Annotated in this window: 18 protein-coding genes; 15 read left to right on the top strand and 3 right to left on the bottom strand. The window is 64.4% G+C overall.

Annotated elements, in window-relative coordinates; genetic code table 11:
• Positions 1-9: 9 nt before the first annotated feature.
• Genes nuoG through PMI15_RS04630 form a run of 11 tightly spaced genes read left to right on the top strand, consistent with a single transcriptional unit; the run spans position 10 to position 11,279 of the window.
• Positions 10-2,166, top strand: coding sequence for an NADH-quinone oxidoreductase subunit NuoG (gene nuoG, locus PMI15_RS04680; protein WP_007864444.1), 2,157 nt, complete (start codon positions 10-12; stop codon positions 2,164-2,166).
• Positions 2,163-3,254, top strand: coding sequence for an NADH-quinone oxidoreductase subunit NuoH (gene nuoH / locus PMI15_RS04675; RefSeq protein WP_007864442.1), 1,092 nt, complete (start codon positions 2,163-2,165; stop codon positions 3,252-3,254). The genes nuoG and nuoH overlap by 4 nt, the downstream gene beginning before the upstream one ends.
• Before the next feature lie 4 nt (positions 3,255-3,258).
• Complete coding sequence (nuoI, locus tag PMI15_RS04670; protein WP_007864440.1) at positions 3,259-3,759, top strand: NADH-quinone oxidoreductase subunit NuoI; 501 nt, start codon at positions 3,259-3,261, stop codon at positions 3,757-3,759.
• 38 nt (positions 3,760-3,797) lie between these two features.
• Positions 3,798-4,451, top strand: coding sequence for an NADH-quinone oxidoreductase subunit J (locus tag PMI15_RS04665; RefSeq protein WP_007864438.1), 654 nt, complete (start codon positions 3,798-3,800; stop codon positions 4,449-4,451).
• Positions 4,448-4,756 carry an NADH-quinone oxidoreductase subunit NuoK gene (nuoK, locus tag PMI15_RS04660; RefSeq protein ID WP_007864437.1) on the top strand — a complete coding sequence of 103 codons (309 nt, stop codon included), beginning with the start codon at positions 4,448-4,450 and terminating at the stop codon, positions 4,754-4,756. The genes PMI15_RS04665 and nuoK overlap by 4 nt, the downstream gene beginning before the upstream one ends.
• Before the next feature lie 7 nt (positions 4,757-4,763).
• Positions 4,764-6,788 carry an NADH-quinone oxidoreductase subunit L gene (gene nuoL / locus PMI15_RS04655; protein ID WP_007864436.1) on the top strand — a complete coding sequence of 675 codons (2,025 nt, stop codon included), beginning with the start codon at positions 4,764-4,766 and terminating at the stop codon, positions 6,786-6,788.
• A gap of 30 nt (positions 6,789-6,818) precedes the next feature.
• Positions 6,819-8,294, top strand: coding sequence for an NADH-quinone oxidoreductase subunit M (locus PMI15_RS04650; protein WP_007864433.1), 1,476 nt, complete (start codon positions 6,819-6,821; stop codon positions 8,292-8,294).
• 29 nt (positions 8,295-8,323) lie between these two features.
• Positions 8,324-9,826, top strand: coding sequence for an NADH-quinone oxidoreductase subunit NuoN (nuoN, locus tag PMI15_RS04645; protein WP_007864431.1), 1,503 nt, complete (start codon positions 8,324-8,326; stop codon positions 9,824-9,826).
• A complete protein-coding gene (locus tag PMI15_RS04640; protein WP_007864430.1) occupies positions 9,823-10,125 on the top strand; it encodes a DUF2818 family protein in 303 nt (100 codons plus the stop codon). The genes nuoN and PMI15_RS04640 overlap by 4 nt, the downstream gene beginning before the upstream one ends.
• A complete protein-coding gene (locus tag PMI15_RS04635) occupies positions 10,122-10,742 on the top strand; it encodes an NUDIX domain-containing protein (protein WP_007864429.1) in 621 nt (206 codons plus the stop codon). The genes PMI15_RS04640 and PMI15_RS04635 overlap by 4 nt, the downstream gene beginning before the upstream one ends.
• A 21-nt stretch (positions 10,743-10,763) precedes the next feature.
• Positions 10,764-11,279, top strand: a complete 516-nt coding sequence (locus PMI15_RS04630) for a DUF1178 family protein (protein WP_007864428.1) — start codon at positions 10,764-10,766, stop codon at positions 11,277-11,279.
• A gap of 9 nt (positions 11,280-11,288) precedes the next feature.
• Here the strand turns inward: PMI15_RS04630 and PMI15_RS04625 are convergent, their stop codons facing one another.
• The 3 genes from PMI15_RS04625 to PMI15_RS04615 all read right to left on the bottom strand — a co-directional run bounded on the left by PMI15_RS04625 (position 11,289) and on the right by PMI15_RS04615 (position 15,089).
• Positions 11,289-11,780 carry a hypothetical protein gene (locus PMI15_RS04625; protein ID WP_007864427.1) on the bottom strand — a complete coding sequence of 164 codons (492 nt, stop codon included), beginning with the start codon at positions 11,778-11,780 and terminating at the stop codon, positions 11,289-11,291.
• Positions 11,780-13,090, bottom strand: coding sequence for a Glu/Leu/Phe/Val dehydrogenase (locus PMI15_RS04620; protein WP_007864426.1), 1,311 nt, complete (start codon positions 13,088-13,090; stop codon positions 11,780-11,782). Before PMI15_RS04620 ends, PMI15_RS04625 begins: the two co-directional genes overlap by 1 nt.
• Positions 13,091-13,250: 160 nt before the next feature.
• Positions 13,251-15,089 carry an ABC transporter transmembrane domain-containing protein gene (locus tag PMI15_RS04615; RefSeq protein WP_007864425.1) on the bottom strand — a complete coding sequence of 613 codons (1,839 nt, stop codon included), beginning with the start codon at positions 15,087-15,089 and terminating at the stop codon, positions 13,251-13,253.
• Between the two features lie 120 nt (positions 15,090-15,209).
• On the opposite strand from PMI15_RS04615, the gene PMI15_RS04610 reads away from it, so the two are divergent.
• From PMI15_RS04610 to PMI15_RS04595, 4 genes are all read left to right on the top strand, one after another.
• On the top strand, positions 15,210-15,764 hold the full coding sequence (locus PMI15_RS04610) for a MarR family winged helix-turn-helix transcriptional regulator (protein ID WP_007864423.1): 555 nt from the start codon (positions 15,210-15,212) through the stop codon (positions 15,762-15,764).
• Between the two features lie 88 nt (positions 15,765-15,852).
• Positions 15,853-17,328 (top strand): efflux transporter outer membrane subunit, encoded by a 1,476-nt coding sequence (locus PMI15_RS04605; RefSeq protein ID WP_036837527.1) that lies wholly within the window; start codon positions 15,853-15,855, stop codon positions 17,326-17,328.
• A 60-nt stretch (positions 17,329-17,388) separates the two neighbouring features.
• Complete coding sequence (locus PMI15_RS04600; protein ID WP_007864421.1) at positions 17,389-18,786, top strand: HlyD family efflux transporter periplasmic adaptor subunit; 1,398 nt, start codon at positions 17,389-17,391, stop codon at positions 18,784-18,786.
• Positions 18,787-18,863: 77 nt separating this feature from the next.
• A complete protein-coding gene (locus tag PMI15_RS04595) occupies positions 18,864-20,432 on the top strand; it encodes a DHA2 family efflux MFS transporter permease subunit (RefSeq protein ID WP_007864419.1) in 1,569 nt (522 codons plus the stop codon).
• Positions 20,433-20,613 lie beyond the last annotated feature (181 nt).

Genomic DNA, 20,613 nt, shown 5'->3' with positions numbered 1-20,613 from the left:
GAAAAAAATATGGTTGAAATAGAACTCGACGGCCAGAAGGTGGAAGTGCTTGAAGGCAGCACGGTGATGCATGCGGCCGAAAAAGCCGGCACCTACATTCCGCACTTCTGCTATCACAAGAAACTCAGCATTGCCGCCAACTGCCGCATGTGCCTCGTCGATGTGGAAAAAGCGCCCAAGCCCATGCCGGCCTGCGCCACGCCCGTCACCCAGGGCATGATTGTGCGCACCAAGAACGACAAAGCCATCAAGGCCCAGAAGGGCGTGATGGAGTTCCTGCTGATCAACCACCCGCTGGATTGCCCGATCTGCGACCAGGGCGGCGAGTGCCAGCTGCAGGACCTGGCCGTCGGCTACGGCGGCAGCGAATCGCGCTACGAAGAAGAAAAGCGCGTGGTCTTCCACAAGGACGTCGGCCCGCTGATCTCCATGCAGGAGATGAGCCGCTGCATCCATTGCACGCGCTGCGTGCGCTTCGGCCAGGAAGTGGCCGGCGTGATGGAGCTCGGCATGTCGCACCGCGGCGAGCATGCCGAGATCGAAACCTTCGTCGGCATGTCGGTGGATTCCGAACTGTCCGGCAACATGATCGACATCTGCCCGGTCGGCGCGCTGACCAGCAAGCCTTTCCGCTACAGCGCCCGCACCTGGGAACTGTCGCGCCGCAAGTCGGTCAGCCCGCACGACTCGACCGGCGCCAACCTGATCGTTCAGGTCAAGAGCAACAAGGTCATGCGCGTCGTGCCCCTGGAGAACGAAGACATCAACGAATGCTGGATCGCCGACCGCGACCGTTTTTCGTATGAAGCGCTCAACGGCGACGAACGCCTGACCAGCCCCATGCTCAAGCAGGGCGGCGAGTGGAAAACCGTCGACTGGCAGACCGCGCTCGAATACGTGGCCAACGGCCTCAAGCAGATCAAGGCCGACCACGGCGCCGCCAGCATTGGCACCCTGGCCAGCCCGCACAGCACGCTCGAAGAACTCTACCTGGCCGCATCGCTGATGCGCGGCCTGGGCAGCGAGAACATCGACTACCGCCTGCGCAACGCCGAGTTCGCCGCACCTTCGGCCATACGCTGGCTGGGCACTTCCATCGCTTCGCTGTCGCAACTGCAGCGCGTTCTGGTGGTGGGTTCCAACCTGCGCAAGGACCATCCGCTGTTCGCACAACGCATACGCCAGGCCGTGCGCAAGGGTGGGGCGCTGAGCACCATCAATTCCGCGACCGAACTGGCAAACGCCGACGCCTGGGCCATGCCCGTCGCCAACACGCTGCTGGCAGCACCCGAAGCCTGGGCCCAGTCCCTGGCCGATGTGGCCGCAGCGATTGCCGCCGACAAGGGCGTCACGGCGCCGGCAGCCGGGCAGGCCACCGATGCCGCCAAGGCCATCGCCAAGTCCCTGCTGGGCGGCGAGCGCAAAGCCATTTTGCTGGGCAATGCCGCGGCTCACCATGCCAAGGCCTCCAGCCTGCTGGCGCTGGCCAACTGGATTGGCTCGCAGACCGGCGCCAGCGTGGGCTACCTCACCGAAGCGGCCAACACCGTGGGTGCCCAGCTTGCCGGCGCTGTGCCCGCCGGCAAGGGCCTGCATGCCGGCCAGATGCTGGACGGCCAGCTCAAGGCCGTGATCCTGCTCAACAATGAACCCGAGTTTGATTCGGCCGCGGGCGCCAGGGCCAAGTCCTCGCTCAACACCGCGCAAATGGTTGTGACGCTGAGCCCCTTCAAGGCCAACATGGCTTTCAGCGACGTGCTGCTGCCCATCGCTCCTTTCACCGAAACCTCCGGCACCTTTGTGAACGCCGAAGGCCGCGTGCAGGGCTTTCACGCCGTCGTCAAGCCGCTGGGCGATACGCGCCCGGCCTGGAAGGTGCTGCGCGTGCTTGCCAACCTGCTGGACTTGCCCGGCTTTGATTTTGAATCCTCGCAAGACGTGCTCAAGCGGGTCGCCGGTGCCGATGCGGCGCAGCTGCCCGCGGACAAGCTGGGCAACGGCACCCAGGCAGGTATCGACCTGTCGGTAGCTGCCGCCCAGGCGCCTGCCGTGGCCAGCATTTACCAGCTCGACGGGCTGGTCAGGCGCGCGACCTCGTTGCAGCTCACGGCCGATGCCCGCCAAGCCGCCGGCCTCGAAGCCCAGCTTGAAGGAGCAGGCGCATGATTGACGGAATCTTCGCCTTCGGCCAGGGTTTGATGGGCGGCATCTGGCCGGGCACCGTGTGGCCCGTGCTGTGGACCCTCATCAAGATCGTCTGCGTGCTGGCGCCGCTGATGGGACTGGTGGCTTACCTGACCTTGTGGGAGCGCAAGGCCATCGGCTTTACCCAGATCCGCCTGGGCCCCAACCGCGTCGGGCCTTTCGGCCTGCTGCAGCCGATCGCCGATGCGCTCAAGCTGCTGACCAAGGAAATCATCATCCCCACGGCGGCCAGCAAGGGCCTGTTCGTGCTGGGCCCCATCATGACCATCATGCCGGCCCTGGCCGCCTGGGCCGTCATTCCCTTTGGGCCCGAGATCGCGCTGGCCAACATCAACGCGGGCCTGCTGTTCCTCATGGCCATCACCTCGCTGGAAGTTTATGGCGTGATCATCGCGGGCTGGGCCTCCAACTCCAAATACGCTTTCCTGGGCGCCATGCGTGCCTCGGCGCAAATGGTGAGTTATGAAATCGCCATGGGTTTCTGCCTGGTGGTGGTGCTCATGGTGACGGGCAGCCTCAACATGACCGACATCGTCATGAGCCAGGGCAAGGGCATGCTGGCAAGCAGCGGCTGGACCTTCCTGTCCTGGAACTGGCTGCCGCTGTTGCCGATCTTTGTCGTGTACTTCATCTCCGGCCTGGCCGAGACCAACCGCCACCCCTTTGACGTCGTCGAAGGCGAATCTGAAATCGTGGCCGGCCACATGGTCGAATACTCGGGCATGGCCTTCGCGATGTTTTTCCTGGCCGAATACGCGAACATGTGGCTGGTCGCCATCCTGGCCGTGCTGATGTTCCTGGGCGGCTGGTTGCCGCCATTCGACTTCCCTCTGTTCAATGCAGTGCTGGGCTGGGTCCCGGGCTGGATCTGGCTGGGCGCCAAGACCTTTGTCGTGGTCACCATGTTCCTGTGGGTGCGCGCCACCTTCCCGCGCTTTCGTTACGACCAGATCATGCGTCTGGGCTGGAAGATCTTCATTCCCGTGACCCTGGTCTGGCTGGTGGTGGTCGGTGCCTGGATGCAGACCTCCTACAACATCTGGAAATAGAACCATGTCTTCCGCTGTAGCTTCCGTCAAGGATTTTGTTTCGAGCTTCATGCTCACCGAGCTGTTCAAGGGCATGGCCCTGACCGGCAAGTACATGTTCAGCCGCAAGATCACGGTCCAGTTCCCCGAGGAAAAGACCCCGCTGAGCCCGCGTTTTCGCGGACTGCATGCGCTGCGCCGTTATGACAACGGCGAAGAGCGCTGCATCGCCTGCAAGCTCTGCGAAGCGGTGTGCCCGGCCATGGCCATCACCATCGAGTCCGACGTGCGTGAAGACGGCAGCCGCCGTACCTCGCGCTACGACATCGACCTGACCAAATGCATCTTCTGCGGTTTTTGCGAAGAAAGCTGCCCGGTCGACTCCATCGTTGAGACCCACATCTTTGAATACCACGGCGAAAAGCGCGGTGACCTGTATTTCACCAAAGAGATGCTGCTGGCCGTGGGCGACCGTTATGAGTCCGAAATTGCCGCCAACCGCGCGGCGGATGCCAAGTACCGCTGAACCCCAGGCCGCTGGCTCAAGAAAGAATCCACAACAACATGGACGCTAAAACAGGTCTTTTTTATGTTTTCGCCGCGGTGCTGCTGTTTGCGGCATTCAAGGTGATTACCGCGCGCAACCCGGTGCATGCGGCGCTGTACCTCGTGCTGGCATTCTTCCAGGCGTCCGCCGTCTGGATCCTGCTCAAAGCCGAGTTCCTGGCCATCACGCTGGTGCTGGTCTATGTGGGCGCCGTGATGGTGCTCTTCCTGTTCGTCGTGATGATGCTGGACATCAACATCGACAGCGTGCGCAAGGGCTTCTGGAAGCATTTCCCGCTGGCCGGCTCCGTCGGCGCCATCATCGCGCTGGAAATGTCTTACGTGCTGATGGGCGGCTTTCGTGAGCCACCCAAGGTCGCGGCCGGCGCGGGCCAGATAGGCGCCCAGCTTTCCAATACCAAGGAGCTCGGCAAGCTGCTGTACTCCGAATACCTGTATCCGCTGGAAGTTGCCGCGGTCATCCTGCTGGTGGCCATCATTGCCGCCATCGCGCTGACCTTGCGCGCGCGCAAGGACTCCAAATACCAGAACCCGTCGGAGCAGATCCGGGTCAAGCGCTCTGACCGTGTCAGCCTAGTCAAGATGAAATCCGTGATGCCCGCACCGGTTGTGGCCGCTGCCGCCGCACCCGCCGAGGAAAAGAAACCATGACGCTCACCCTCGGACACTTTCTTTCGCTGGGCGCGATGCTGTTCGCGCTGTCGGTCATCGGCATCTTCCTGAACCGCAAAAACCTGATCGTTCTGCTCATGGCCATCGAGCTCATGCTGCTGGCGGTCAACATGAACTTTGTGGCCTTCTCGTATTACCTGAACGACATGGCTGGCCAGGTTTTTGTGTTCTTCATCCTGACCGTCGCCGCGGCCGAATCGGCCATCGGCCTGGCCATCCTGGTGCTGCTGTTCCGCAACAAGTCCAGCATCAACGTCGACGAACTCAACACGCTCCAGGGCTAACAACAAGATGAGTCAAACCCTCTCCGCATCGGCCCTGCTGGCCGTCCCGCTGGCGCCGCTGGCCGGCGCCCTGGCGGCCGGTATCCTCGGCACCTCCTTCGGCGGCAACTGGATAGGCCGGCGCCTGTCGCACAGCCTCACGATTCTCGGCGTGCTGGTGGCCTTCATCATTTCGGCCATGACGCTCAAGAGCGTGGCCATCGACGGCGCGCGCTTCAACGAAACGCTCTACACCTGGATGAACGTCGGTGGCCTGAAAATGGAAATCGGCTTCCTGGTCGACGGCCTCACGGCCATGATGATGTGCGTGGTGACCTTTGTGTCCCTGATGGTGCACATCTACACCATAGGCTACATGGAAGAAGACGAGGGCTACAACCGCTTCTTCGCCTACATCTCGCTGTTCACCTTCTCCATGCTGATGCTCGTCATGAGCAACAACATGCTGCAGCTGTTCTTCGGCTGGGAAGCCGTGGGCCTGGTGTCCTACCTGCTGATCGGCTTCTGGTTCAACAAGCCGACCGCCATTTTTGCCAATATGAAGGCCTTCCTGGTCAACCGCGTGGGCGACTTCGGCTTCATCCTCGGCATCGGCCTGATCGCCGCCTATGCCGGCACGCTGAACTACGCTGAGGCCTTTGCCAAGGCCGATGAACTCTCCAAGCTGACATTTCCCGGAACCGGCTGGATGCTGGTCACCGTGGTCTGCATCTGCCTTTTCATTGGCGCCATGGGCAAGTCGGCGCAGTTCCCTCTGCACGTCTGGCTGCCGGACTCCATGGAAGGTCCGACCCCCATCTCCGCGCTGATCCACGCGGCCACCATGGTGACCGCCGGTATCTTCATGGTGGCGCGCATGTCGCCGCTGTTTGAGCTCAGCGACACCGCGCTTAGCTTCATCATGGTGATAGGCGCCATCACGGCGTTGTTCATGGGTTTCCTCGGCATCATCCAGAACGACATCAAGCGCGTGGTCGCCTATTCCACGCTGTCGCAGCTGGGCTACATGACAGTGGCGTTGGGCGCTTCCGCCTATTCCGTCGCGGTGTTCCACCTGATGACCCATGCCTTCTTCAAGGCGCTGCTGTTCCTGGCGGCGGGCTCGGTCATCATCGGCATGCACCACAACCAGGACATCCGCTGGATGGGCGGCGTGCGCAAGTACATGCCCGTCACCTGGATCACCTCGCTGCTGGGCACGCTGGCCCTGATAGGTACGCCCTTGTTCGCGGGTTTCTATTCCAAGGACAGCATCATTGAAGCCGTGCATGAGAGCCACCTGGCGGGTGCCGGCTTTGCCTACTTCGCGGTGCTGGCAGGCGTCTTCGTGACGGCCTTCTACTCCTTCCGCCTGTATTTTCTGGTGTTCCACGGCAAGGAGCGCTTCGACCAGAATCCCGATGCGCACCATCATGGCCACGACGACCACGGCCACCATGACGCGCACCACGAACCGCACGAATCCCCCTGGGTCGTCACGGTGCCGCTGATCCTGCTGGCGATCCCGTCCGTGGTCATCGGCTTCATGACGATTGAGCCCATGCTGTACGGCGGGTTCTTCAAGGATGCCATCTTCGTGAACCTCGAGAAACACCCCGCCATGGAAGAGCTCAAGCAGCTGTTCCACGGACCGGCCCAGATGGCCTTGCATGGGCTGATGGCGCCGCCGTTCTGGCTGGCCCTGTCGGGCTCGGTGCTGGCCTGGTATATGTATATGGTCAACCCGGCCCTGCCGGCCGCGATCAAGCGCATGTTCATGCCCGTGTTCACGCTGCTCGACAACAAGTACTACTTCGACTGGTTCAACGAAAACGTGCTGGCTCGCGGCACGCGCCTGCTCGGCACCGCCCTCTGGAAGGGCGGCGACCAGAAGCTGATCGACGGCGCACTGGTCAACGGCTCCTGGAAGGTCGTCGGCTGGGTCTCCGGCGTGGTGCGCCGGCTGCAGTCCGGTTACATCTACCACTATGCCTTCGGCATGATTGTTGGCGTGTTTGTGTTGATGACGTATTTCGTCTGGCTCAATCGCTGATCAGTTCAACAAAATCAAGGAAGAACAAGAATGGGTTTGTTGAGTCTTGCGATCTGGACACCGATTGTTTTCGGTGTGGTTCTGCTGGCGCTGGGCCGTGACGAGCAGGCGCGCAGCGTTCGCTGGGTTGCGCTGATAGGCGCGGTCGTCAGTTTCCTGGTTACGCTGCCTTTGTACAGCGGCTTCGAGCTGGGCACCTCGGCCATGCAATTCGTGGAGAAGGGCGGCTGGATCCAGCGCTTCAACGTCAACTACCACCTCGGTGTCGACGGCATCTCGCTGTGGTTCGTGCTGTTGACGGCCTTCATCAACGTGGTGGTCGTCATCGCCAGCTGGGAAGCCATCACGACGCGCGTGAACCAGTACATGGCCTCTTTCCTGATCCTGAGCGGGCTCATGATCGGCGTGTTCGCGGCGCTGGACGGTATCCTGTTTTACGTGTTCTTCGAGGCCACGCTGATCCCGATGTACCTGATCATCGGCATCTGGGGCGGCCCCAACAAGATTTACGCGGCCTTCAAGTTCTTCCTCTACACCTTGCTCGGCTCGCTGCTGATGCTGGTGGCGCTGATCTACCTGTACAACAAATCGGGCGGCAGTTTCGACATCCTGACCTGGCACAAGCTGCCGCTGGGCGGCACCATACAGACGCTGCTGTTCTTCGCCTTCTTCGCGGCCTTTGCCGTCAAGGTGCCGATGTGGCCGGTCCACACCTGGCTGCCCGACGTGCACGTCGAGGCGCCCACCGGCGGCTCCGCCGTGCTGGCGGCCATCATGCTGAAGCTGGGTGCCTACGGTTTCCTGCGTTTTTCCATGCCCATCGCCCCGGATGCCGCGCACGAGTGGGCCTGGCTGATGATCGCGCTGTCCCTGATTGCCGTCGTCTATGTGGGACTGGTGGCCCTGGTGCAGCAGGACATGAAAAAACTGGTGGCCTACTCGTCGGTGGCCCACATGGGTTTTGTCACGCTGGGCTTTTTCATCTTCAACGACCTCGGTGTTTCCGGTGGCCTGGTGCAGATGATTGCCCACGGCTTTGTCTCGGGCGCCATGTTCCTGTGCATAGGCGTGCTCTACGACCGCGTCCATTCGCGCGAGATCGCCAGCTACGGCGGCGTGGTGAACACGATGCCCAAGTTCGCGGCTTTTGCCTTGCTGTTCGCCATGGCCAACTGCGGCCTGCCGGCCACGGCGGGTTTCGTCGGCGAGTGGATGGTGATTCTGGGCGCCGTCAAATACAACTTCTGGATAGGCGGCGCAGCGGCGACCGCGCTCATTTTTGGCGCAGCCTATACCCTGTGGATGTACAAGCGCGTTTACCTAGGCCCGGTGGCCAATGAGGACGTCAAGGCGCTCACCGACATCAACAGCCGCGAGTTCCTGATGCTGGCCCTGCTGGCCATTGCCGTGCTGTACATGGGCATCTTTCCCAAGCCCTTCACGGACGTGATGAACACGTCGGTCGCCGACCTGCTCAAGCATGTCGCAGTCTCCAAGCTGAACTGAAGCCGACCGAGCAACTACAAAGAATTCAGATGATAGACAAACTCTCCTGGATCGCGGTTTATCCCGAACTCATACTCCTGACCATGGCCTGCGTGATCGCGCTGGTGGATCTGGGCGTCAAGACACCGCAGCGCACGCTCACCTATGTGCTCACCCTGGTGACGCTGGCCGTTGTGGCCGCCATGGAAGCCGCCTACGCGGTGGGCGGTCAGACTTTCTACGGTTTCGGCAACATGGTGGTCGTCGACCCCATGGGCGGCTGGCTCAAATGCTTTGCCTGCATCACCTTGATGATCACGCTGGTGTACGGCCGGCCCTACGCCGCGGACCGCGAGATGCTGCGCGGCGGCGAATTCTTCACGCTGAGCCTGTTCGCGTTGCTGGGCATGTTCGTGATGATCTCGGGCCACAACTTCCTGGTGATCTACATGGGCCTGGAGTTGCTGACGCTGTCGAGTTACGCGCTGGTGGCCCTGCGCCGCGACAACGCCATCGCCACGGAAGCGGCCATGAAGTATTTCGTGCTCGGCGCGCTGGCTTCGGGCTTCCTGCTGTACGGCCTGTCCATGCTGTACGGCGCCACCGGCTCCCTGGACCTCAATGAAGTGTTCAACGCCATCGCCAGCCGGCAGGTCCGCCACCAGGTGCTGATTTTCGGCCTGGTCTTCATCGTGGCCGGGCTGGCCTTCAAGCTGGGGGCCGTGCCTTTCCACATGTGGCTGCCCGACGTTTACCAGGGCGCACCCACGGCGGTGACGCTGCTGATAGGCGGCGCACCCCAGCTCGCGGCCTTCGCGATCTGCATACGCCTGCTGGTCGAGGGCCTGCTGCCGCTGGCGATTGACTGGCAGCAGATGCTGGCCCTGATGGCGATAGGCTCGCTGCTGGTCGGCAACCTGGCCGCCATCGCCCAGTCCAACCTCAAGCGCATGCTGGCCTTCTCGACCATCTCCCAGATGGGTTTCCTGCTGCTCGGCCTGCTGGCCGGCGTGGTCAACGGCAACCAGCTCAACACCGAGTCCGCCTACAGCGCAGCGATGTTCTACGCCCTGACCTACGTGCTCACCACCCTGGGTGCCTTCGGCATCATCATGCTGCTGGCGCGCGCCGGCCATGAGTCCGAGGACATCGTCGACCTGGCCGGCCTGAACCAGCGCAGCCCCCTGTACGCGGGTGTGATGGCCATCTGCATGTTCTCGCTGGCCGGCCTGCCGCCGCTGGTGGGCTTTTATGCCAAGCTGTCCGTCCTGCAGGCGCTGGTCTCGTCGCAACAGGCCAGCTACATCGCATTGGCCGTCTTTGCCGTGGTCATGTCGCTGGTCGGTGCTTTTTACTACCTGCGCGTGGTCAAGGTCATGTACTTTGACGCGCCGCTGGCCCACAATGCCCAGCCGGTTTCCGGGCCGACGGACGCCAAGGTGGTGCTGGCGATCAACGGCGCACTGATCCTGATCCTGGGCATGCTGCCCGGCGGCCTGATGACGCTGTGCTCCCAGTCGATCAACAGCATCGTCAAGTCCCTGGGTTCATGACACAAACGGCTTCGGTCTGGCTGGTGGTGCTGCTGGCCCTGCTGGCGGCCAACCTGCCTTTCGTCAGCAACCGCCTGTTCGCGGTCTACGCCCTCACGCAGCCCAAAAACCTGGCTATCCGGCTGGGTGAAATGGTCGTCTGGTACTTCCTCATAGGCGGCCTGGGCCTTTACCTTGAGCAGCGCAGCGGCCAGATCGCACCGCAGGGTTGGGAGTTCTACGCCATCACCGGCGCGCTCTTCATCACCTTTGCCTTTCCCGGTTTCACCTGGCGCTACCTGTTCAAGCACCGGCCATGAAAAAAGTCGCGGTACCGGGCGACCCTGAAGCCGGCAAGCCGGCCGATGCGCATCTTGTGGAGACCCGGCTGGCTTCCACGGAAATCCTCAAGGGCCATTTCCTCCACGCCATGCGCGATACCGTCGGCCTGCCCGACGGCACACAGGCGACGCGCGAATACATCATCCACCCCGGCGCCGTGATGATCGTGGCCCAATGCGACGATGGCCGCCTGGTGCTGGAGCGCCAATACCGCTACCCGGTGCAGGCCGTCATGGTCGAGTTTCCCGCGGGCAAGCTGGACCCGGGCGAGGCCTCGCTGGCCTGCGCGCAGCGCGAGCTGCTCGAGGAAACCGGCTACATCGCGCGCGAGTGGGCGCGTGCCGGTGTGCTGCATCCGGTGATCTCCTATTCGACCGAGTTCATCGACATCTGGTTCGCGCGCGGGCTGGCGCAGGGCTCGCGCAAGCTCGACGCCGGCGAATTTCTCGACGTCTTTACCGCCACTCCCGCCGAATTGTTGTCCTGGTGCGCGAACGGGCAAGTGACCGACGCCAAAACGCTGACGGGCGCACTGTGGCTGCAAAACGTGCTGTCGGGCGCATGGGCTCTGGACTGGCAGCCTGCCATTGCCTGACTCCCCGGCGATAATCCGCCCATGAAGGTCCTGAATCTCCAGTGTTCGCATCAGCATGTGTTTGAAGGCTGGTTTGCGTCCGAAGACGATTTCCAGGGCCAGCTGTCGCGCGGCCTGGTCGAGTGCCCCCTGTGCGCCGACAAAAGCGTGCAAAAACTCCCGAGCGCACCGCGCCTGAACCTGGGCGGCCGCCAGGACCCGGATGCGTCCGCAAAACAATCCCCGTCATCCTCCACAGCCGTGAATGCGCAGGAAAGCACTGCGGGGCGCAACGTGGCCGCCGTCACGGGCGTGCCGGCCGGCGCCAGCCAGGCGCAGCAGGCCGCATTTCTGCAGGCCCTGCGCCATGTGCTGGCCAATACCGAGGATGTGGGAACGCGTTTTGCCGACGAGGCGCGCCGCATGCACTACGGCGAGCAGGAGGCGCGCAGCATCCGCGGCCAGACCAGCGTGCGCGAAGCCGTTGAGTTGCTGGAGGAGGGCATTGAAGTCATGCCCTTGCCGCTGCCGGCGGCTGTCAAGGAAACGCTGCAGTAGCCTGGCCGCTCATCGAGGCGCGGGCTTCGCCCGGCGCCGCACCATGCGATTGGCCGCATAAAGCCCCAGCGGGATGGCGACGAAATGCGGCCAGATGAAATAGGCCGGCTCATAACTCACCCAGCTGAACGGGCTTTCGCCGACGGCCATGGAGTCCATGGTACCGGTCACGACGACATACAGCAGCCATGGCAGGGCGCTGAGCGCCAGCAGGGCGAGTGAGGGGTTTTTGAGCAGTCTGAATACCAGGTTGCCAGCGGCTACCGCGAGCAGGAACATCGGCAGGTGGCGGATGGCGATCAGCGCGAAGGCGGCCCGCAGGTTTTCATCTTCATAACTTTGCACGCTCCAGCGCGCGATGGCCGGGCCGTCGAGCAAAGGCCCCAGCAGCGCCGCGAGGATCGCCACCAGGGCGCCCAGAAACAGGGCGGCCGCGGGCCGGCGAAAAGCGGCCATCGCAGGCCGCCCGTCGCCGGGACCGTCGGCCGCGCTGCTGTCCATCAGGGGTAGAGACCGCGCAGCTCGCGCGTGTGCAGTATGCGTTTGCAGGCCACGATGAAGGTCGCGGTGCGCAGGCTCACCTTCTGGTCCTGCGCCACATGCCAGACGCCGGCGAAGGCGTCTTTCATGATTTTGACCAGGCGCTTGTTGATCTCTTCCTCGTCCCAGAAAAAGCTGGAGAAGTCCTGCACCCATTCAAAGTAGCTGACCGTCACGCCGCCGGCATTGGCGATCACGTCCGGCAGCACCAGGATGTTGCGGTCGTGCAGGATGTCGTCGGCGGCCGGCGTGGTCGGGCCGTTCGCGCCTTCGATGATCATGCGCGCCTTGATGCGGCCGGCATTGGCTTCGGTGATCTGCTGCTCGAGCGCGGCGGGGATCAGGATGTCGCAGTCCACGTCCCAGAACTTGTCGTTGGTGATGACTTCGGCCTCGGCGAAACCGGCCACGCTGCCGTTGGCTTCCACATGCCTGAGCAGCGCCGGCACGTCCAGGCCGGCTTCACGGTAAATCGTGCCGCCGTGGTCCTGCACCGCCACCACGCGCGCGCCGGTTTCGGCAAACAGCTTGCCCGCCACGCCGCCCACATTGCCGAAGCCCTGCACGGCGATGCGCGAAGTCGCGATGTCCAGGCCTATGTGCTTGGCCGCTTCCACACCTACGGTGTACACGCCGCGGCCCGTGGCCTCCCGCCGGCCCAGCGAACCGCCCAGGTCCACCGGCTTGCCCGTGACCACGCCGGTCGAGGTGGAGCCGGTGTTCATCGAGTAGGTGTCCATCATCCAGGCCATGATCTGGTCGTTGGTGTTGACGTCGGGCGCCGGGATGTCCTTGTTGGGACCGATGATGATGCCGATCTCGCTGGTGTAGCGGCGCGTCATGCGCTCGAGCTCGCCGCGGGAAAGCTTCTTGGGGTCGACGCGGATGCCGCCCTTGGCGCCGCCGTAAGGCACGTTGACCGCCGCGTTCTTGACGGACATCCAGGCCGACAGGGCCATCACTTCAGACAGCGTGACATCCTGGTGGAAGCGCACGCCGCCCTTGCCGGGGCCGCGCGAGACGTTGTGCTGCACGCGGTAGCCCTCGAAGTGGGCGACGGTGCCGTCGTCCATGTGGATGGGCACGTCGACGATCAGCACGCGCTTGGGGCGCTTGAGCGTCTCGGCCCAGCGCGCCAGGCTGCCCAGGTGCGGGATGACGCGGTCGACCTGCTGAAGGTAGTTGCCCCAGGGGCCGAGGTTGTCGGCCTGGAGGTAGGAGGGCAGGGGGTGGGAGCCCGCGGGGACGGGGCCGGATGAGGCGTGCGACATGAAAAACTCCTTGTGGGATTTCTTGGTGAAACTCAGTGCACGGAGCTTAAAAGCCCGCCCCCGAATAGTCCAAGGCATTGTGCACCACGATCTATGCAAATTATGCATATCGTCGGACTTGAATTCAGCCGCCGGGCCTGGGCGGGCGACCCGGCGGGCTTCATACCGTGAATTGCAGGGCGGCCAGCCGCGCGTAGACGCCACCGCGGTTCACCAGTTCGGTGTGGGTTCCCTGTTCCACCAGCCGGCCATGGTCCAGCACCAGGATGCGGTCGGCCTGCTGGACCGTGGCCAGGCGGTGGGCGATCACCAGCGTGGTGCGGCCCTTCATGGCCGACTCCAGCGCCGCCTGCACCATGCGTTCGCTTTCGGCGTCCAGCGCGCTGGTGGCTTCGTCGAGCAGCAGCAGCGGCGAATTCTTCAGCATGGCGCGCGCGATCGCGATGCGCTGGCGCTGCCCGCCCGACAGCCGCACGCCGCGCTCGCCCAGGAAGGTGTCGTAGCCCTCGGGCAGGGCCGTGATGAACTCGTGCGCGAAGGCGGCTTTCGCGGCGGCGCGGGTTTCCTCGTCGCTGGCCTCGGGTTTGCCGTAGCGGATGTTTTCAAGCGCGCTGGTGGAGAAGATCACTGCGTCCTGCGGCACGATGCCGATGCGCTTGCGCAGGTCTTCCAAGGACATGGCGTCGGTGCGCACGCCGTCGAGCTCGATGCGGCCCGAAGCCGGGTCGTAAAAACGCAGCAGCAACTGGAACACCGTGCTTTTGCCCGCGCCGCTGGGCCCGACGATGGCCACGGTTTCACCGGGTGCCACGCTGAGGCTGAAATCGCTGAGCGCGGCCTGCGCCGGGCGCGAAGGGTAGTGAAAGTTCACCGCCTCAAACCGGATCGCGCTGCCTGCCTGCGTCAACCGGGCAGGCACAGGCCTGGCCGGCGAGCTGACGGGCGAGCGCGAGGCCAGCAGTTCCATCAGCCGCTCCGTGGCGCCCGCCGCGCGCAGCAGGTCGCCATAGACCTCGCCCAGCACCGCCGAAGCGCTGGCCAGGATGATCACGTAGACCACGGTCTGCCCCAGGTGGCCCGCCGTGATGTCGCCGCGCATCACGGCCTGCGTTCCCTGGTACAGGCCCCACAGCAGCGCCGCCGAGGTCGCGATGATGATGAAGGCCACCAGCACCGAACGTGCGCCCGCACGACGCACGGCCGTGTTGAAAGCCCTGGTGGTCGACTGGTCGAAACGCCCGGCTTCGCGTGCCTCGGCCGTGTAGCTTTGCACCACCGGAATCGCATTGAGCACCTCGGCGGCGATGGCGCTGGAGTCGGCCACACGATCCTGGCTGGCGCGCGAGAGCTTGCGCACACGCCGGCCGAACCACACCGAGGGCGCGACGATGAGCACCAGCACGCCCAGCACCTGCACCATCAAATAGGGGTTGGTGTAGACCAGCATGCCCAGCGCGCCCACGCCCATCACGGCATTGCGCAGGCCCATGCTCAGCGAGGAGCCCACGACGGTCTGCACCAGCGTCGTGTCACCGGTCAGGCGCGACAGCACTTCGCCGGTCTGCGTGGTCTCGAAAAACTCCGGGCTTTGCCGCAGCACATGGGCATACACCGCGTTGCGCAGGTCGGCCGTCACACGCTCGCCCAGCCAACTCACCATATAGAAGCGGCCGGCCGAAAAAAGCCCCAGCGCCGCAGCCACGGCAAACAGCTCGAAGAAATGCGTGCGCAGGGCCATCAACTGCTCACCCTTGCCGGCCGCGCTGAAGCCGCCGTCGATCAGGCTGCGCAAGGCCAGCGGAAACACCAGCGTCGCCACCGCGGCCAGCACCAGGAAGACCGCGGCCAGCAGGATGTGGCCCCGATAGGGCCGCAAAAAAGGCAGCAGGCCGGACAGCGAACGGGGCGAGCCCTTGGCACCGATGGCTCCGGAGGCGGCGAGTACAGAGGAGGGGAGAGGCGAGGAAGAAGGAGACGGAGAAGAGGAGGAGGTAGCCATGCCGCGAGTTTAGTCACAAAGCCGGCCAAGAAATTGCCCGAACAAAGGAGTCCCAAGCAACAAAAGCCCAAACAAACACAGCCTTGACATTAATTGTCTAGGCATGTATTATTCGCTTCCATGAAATCCAAAACCGTCAGCCCGCAGCCCGGCCAGCCAATCTCCGGCAGTCCCGAAACCCCTCTTTGCGGGTTGCCGGCGGAGTTCTACTGCGCCTCCGACTACGACGCCGGCCAAAGCACCGGCTACCTGATGCGCCAGATCATCAATAGCGTCTCGCAGCAAGTCACCCGTGAACTCGAGCCCAAAGGCCTGACCAACGCGCAGTGGGTGCCCATGCTCAAGCTCTACCTGGGCAAGGCCTCCACCGTGGCCGAACTGGCGCGCCAATGCCAGCTCGACGCCGGCTCCATGACCCGACTGCTGGACCGGCTCGAAGCCAAGGGCTTTTGCCGCCGCATCCGCTCCAGCGACGACAGGCGCGTGGTGAACATCGAGCTCACGCCTGAAGGCCGCGAAGCCGCCAAGGAAATTCCCGCCGTGCTCAGCCGCGTGCAGAACGCCCACCTGGCCGGCTTCTCGGTCGAGGAGTGGCAAAACCTCAAAGGCTACCTGCGCCGCATCCTCGAAACCGCGCACACCCTCCAAGCAGCGAATGAACAACATGACAAATAACACCTGTGACTTTCCCCGGGCCGCCGCCCCCGGCGTGACGCCGGGCAATGCCGACCAAAGCCTGCCGGTCTGGCAGGCTTCCTTCCGCATGGCCCTCGTGGCCGCCGCCAGCGTGGTGGCCGTGGGCCTGATGGCGACCGGCCTGACCGGCTGCGCCGACATGTCCGGCATCACGCCACAAGCGAGCATGCGCGACGCGCCCTCGCTGGGCCTGAAGGCCAATCCAGACTCCGGTGGTGCTCAAGCTGCGGCGCAGGCGCCGCTGGCCGCTGAATGGTGGCGCGACTTCGGCGACGAGCAACTCAATACCCTGGTCGCGCAAGCCCTGCAAACCAGCCCCAGCCTCAAGCTGGCGCAGGCGCGGCTGGCGCGCGCGCAGGCCGTGATCGAGGTGGCCGACGCCGCCACCTTGCCGCAGCTCACCGGCCAGCTCGACCTGACCCGCCAGCGCTACACCGCCAATGGCGCGGTACCGCCACCGCTGGCCGGCTCCATCCGCGAAAGCGGCACGGCCCAGCTCAATGCCAGCTGGGAGCTTGATTTCTTCGGCAAGAACCGCGCGGCGCTCGACGCCGCGCTGGGCAGCGCCAATGCCGCCGAGGCCGACGCGCAGGCCGCGCGTGTGCTGCTGGCCAGCAATGTCGCGCGCAGCTATTTCCAGCTGGTGCGCCTCAATGAACAAGCCAATGTGGCGCGCCGCACGCTCGCGCAGCGCGAGGAAACCCTGAAGCTGGTGCGCGACCGCGTCGACGCCGGCCTGGATACCCGCCTTGAACTGCGCCAGAGCGAGGGCGGCCTGCCCGAAGCGCGCCTGCAGCTTGAAACCGTGATGGAGCAGATGGCGCTCACACGCAATGCGCTGGGTGCGCTGGTGGGCCAACCCGATGGGGCCGCCGCGCTGGCGCCGACCGCGCAAGCCGCGATCAAAAACGTCGCGGTTTCCGCCACCATCCCCGCCGACCTGCTGGGCCGCCGTGCCGACATCGCCGCCGCGCGCTGGCGCGTCGAGGCTTCGTCCAAGGACGTGGCCAATGCCAAGACCCAGTTTTATCCCAACATCAACCTCGTCGCCTTCGCCGGTTTCTCCAGCATAGGCCTGGGCAACCTGCTGGATTCGGGCAGCCGGCAGTGGGGCGTGGGCCCGGCGCTGCGCCTGCCGATTTTTGACGCGGGCCGGCTGCGCGCCAACCTGCGCGGCAAGACCGCCGACCTCGACGCCGCGGTGGAGAGCTACAACGCCGCCGTGATCGACGCGGTGCGCGATGTCGCCGACCAGGTCGCTTCCTCGCAGGCCATTGTTCGCCAGCAAACCGAGCAGCGCGCCGCCCAGGACGCCGCCGAAAGCGCTTACGAAATTGCCGTGCAGCGCTACAAGGCCGGCCTGGGCAACTACCTCAACGTGCTCACGGCGGAAACCAGCGTGCTGGCCCAGCGCCGGCAGGCGGTGGACTTGTCGGCCCGCGCGCTGGACACGCAGGTGGCGCTGATACGCGCACTGGGCGGCGGCTACACCCCCGGCCCCGCCGTGGCCACAGGTCGCCATGCAAGCGCCGCGGCCTTCTGAGCCAGCCGCAGACAACCCGCAGAGACAGACATCCACAGATAACCAGCAGACCCAAACACCATGAGCACTCCTGAATCTTCCAATTCCGCCGCTTCCCCAGCCTCCACGCCAGCCGCCGCACCGGCGCAGGCGCCTGCGGGCAACCCGAAACGCAAAAAGGCGCTAACCGCGCTGGCCGCCGTCGTGGTGGTGGCCGGCCTGGGTTGGTCCGCCTATGAATACCTGGTGGCCAGCCACTACGAGTCCACCGACAACGCCTATGTGCAGGGCAATGTGATCCAGATCACCCCGCAGATCGGCGGTACCGTCATGGCCATCATGGCCGACGACACCGACTTCGTGAAAGCCGGCCAGTCCCTGGTGCAGCTGGACCCGGCCGACGCCAAGGTCGCGCTCGAGCAGGCCGAAGCCGCGCTGGCCCAGGCCGTGCGCCAGGTGCGCACGCTCTACGCCAACAACGGCACGCTGGCCGCGCAGATCGCCTTGCGTGATGCCGACGTGGTCAAGGCGCAAAGCGACATTGCGCGCGCCAATGACGACCTCAATCGCCGCCAGTCGCTGACCGGCAACGGCGCCGTGTCCAAGGAAGAACTCAACCATGCGCGCACGCAACTGGACACCGCGAAAAGCGCCCTGGCCGCCGCGCAGGCCGGCGTGACCGCCGCGCGCGAGCAGCTCGCCAGCAACCAGGCGCTGACCGAAGGCACCAGCATCGAGCAGCACCCCAGCGTGCAGGTGGCCGCCGCCAAGGTGCGCGAAGCCTTCCTGGCCACGCAGCGCGCGGGCCTGCTCGCACCGGTTGACGGTTATGTCGCCAAGCGCACGGTGCAACTCGGCCAGCGCGTGGCCGCCGGCACGCCCATGATGTCCATCATCCCGCTCAAGCAGGTCTGGGTCGATGCCAACTTCAAGGAAGTGCAGCTGCGCAATATCCGCATAGGCCAGCCCGTCACCCTGGTGGCCGACCTCTACGGCAAGAAGGTCGAGTACAAGGGCGCGGTGGCGGGCCTGGGCGTCGGCACCGGTGCCGCTTTCTCGCTGCTGCCCGCGCAGAACGCCACCGGCAACTGGATCAAGGTGGTGCAGCGCGTGCCCGTGCGCATCGCGCTGGACGCCAAACAGCTGGCCGAGAACCCGCTGCGCGTGGGTCTCTCCATGGAAGCCGAAGTCGACGTGAGCAACAAGGACGGCAAGACCCTGGCCGACGCGCCGCGCGATGCCGCCCTGGCGCACACCCAGACCTATGGCGCGCAGGACGATGCGGCCGACAGGGATGTGCAGCGCGTGATCGCCGCCAACACCGGCAAAGCTGCCCTGAAGTCGGCCAAGGCCGCCAACGCGGCCAGGCCGGCGCCGCAGCCGGGCGGGGCTGCCTTGCCCACCCAGGCCGGCGGCGATGCCCAGACCCTCGCGTTCAGTCACACGCTGTCGCTGGCCGGCAAGCGCACGGCGCCCTGAGTCGCTCACCCCAAGCACGCGTAACCGCGGTAAACCTCCATCGCGGTTTCCACCCGCTCTTTCTTCGCAAGGCTTTCATGGCTTCCGCACCCGCTTCCGCCTATATCCCACCCCCGCCGCTGACGGGGTCGGCCCGCCTGTGGGGCACGCTGGCCCTGTCGGCAGCGACCTTCATGAACGTGCTCGACACCTCCATCGCCAACGTGTCGCTGCCCGCCATTGCCGGCGACCTGGGCGTGAGCCCCAACCAGGGCACCTGGGTCATCACCAGCTTCGGCGTGGCCAACGCGATTGCCGTGCCGCTGACCGGCTGGCTGTCGCAACGCTTCGGCCAGGTGCGCCTGTTCACGGCCAGCGTCATGCTGTTTGTGCTGACCTCCTGGCTGTGCGGCCTGGCGCCGAACATGACCACGCTGATCTTTCTGCGCGTGTTGCAGGGCCTGGTCGCCGGGCCCATGATTCCGCTGTCGCAGGCGCTGCTGCTGTCGAGCTACCCCAAGGCGCTCGCGGGGTTGGCCATGGCCTTATGGTCCATGACGACGCTGATCGCCCCGGTCATGGGGCCGCTGCTGGGGGGCTGGATTACCGACAATATTTCCTGGCCCTGGATTTTCTACATCAACATCCCCGTCGGCGTCGGCGCGGCCTTCATCACCTGGAGCATCTTCCGCAAACGCGAAAGCCCAACCAAAAAGCTGCCCATCGATTCCGTGGGGCTGGCGCTGCTGGTGGTCTGGGTCGGCTCGCTGCAGATCATGCTCGACAAAGGCCATGAGCTGGACTGGTTCCATTCCGGCGAAGTCATCGCCTTGGCCATCATCGCGCTGGTAGGCTTGATTGCCTTCGTGATCTGGGAGTTCACCGAAGAGCACCCGGTGGTGGACCTCACGCTGTTCAAGAAACGCAACTTCTGGGCCGGCGCGCTCGCGCTGTCGGTGGGCTACGGCCTCTTTTTCGGTAACGTGGTGCTGCTGCCCCTGTGGCTGCAGCAATACATGGGCTACACCGCCACGCAAGCCGGCATGGTGCTGGCGCCTGTGGGGGCTTTTGCGCTGCTGCTGTCGCCCATCGTCGGCAAGAACATCGCCAAGGTTGACCCGCGCCGCTTCGCCGCCTTTGCCTTCATGGTGTTCGCGCTGGTGCTGTGGATGCGTTCGCACTTCAACACCCAGGCCGACTTCCAGACCATCATGATCCCGACCATCATCCAGGGCGTGGCCATGGCCTTCTTCTTTATCCCGCTGGTCACCATCACGTTGTCGGGCATCGCGCCCGAGAAGATTCCGGCGGCGTCGGGCCTGTCCAACTTCGTGCGCATCACGGCCGGCTCCTTCGGCACCTCGATTGCCACCACCATCTGGCAGGACCGCGCCGCCATGCACCATGCGCAGATCAGCGAATACGTGAACCAAGGCAGCGTCGCCACCAACAGCGCCCTCAATGGTTTGGCCGGTGCCGGCCTCACGCCCGAGCAGGCCCTGGGCACCATCAACCGCCTCGTCGACCAGCAGGCCTATATGCTCGCGGCCAACGACGTGTTTTATGTGTCGGCGCTGATCTTCCTGCTGTTGATTCCGCTGGTGTTTTTGACGCGGCATACCAAGGCCGGGGCGGGGAGTGCGGACGCGGCGGCCGGGGCGCACTGAGGCATTTACGGATCGGTCGATCCAAGAAAAAGGCGCCGCGGGCGCCTTTTTCTTTGGCTTTTCATTCAGTAGCCACATATCCCGGTGTTTATGGAATCGGGAGTTGGTCAGGTTGATGACAAAGCCGGTGAAGCTCTAAAGGGCGTGGCGAGACAGGAATTTTCTTATGATGTGTCGCTGG

The organism is Polaromonas sp. CF318, assembly GCF_000282655.1.
Classification (GTDB): Bacteria; Pseudomonadota; Gammaproteobacteria; order Burkholderiales; family Burkholderiaceae_C; genus Polaromonas.
The sequence above is the reverse complement of the archived record's forward strand: the minus strand, read 5'-3'. Positions and strand labels throughout refer to the sequence as shown.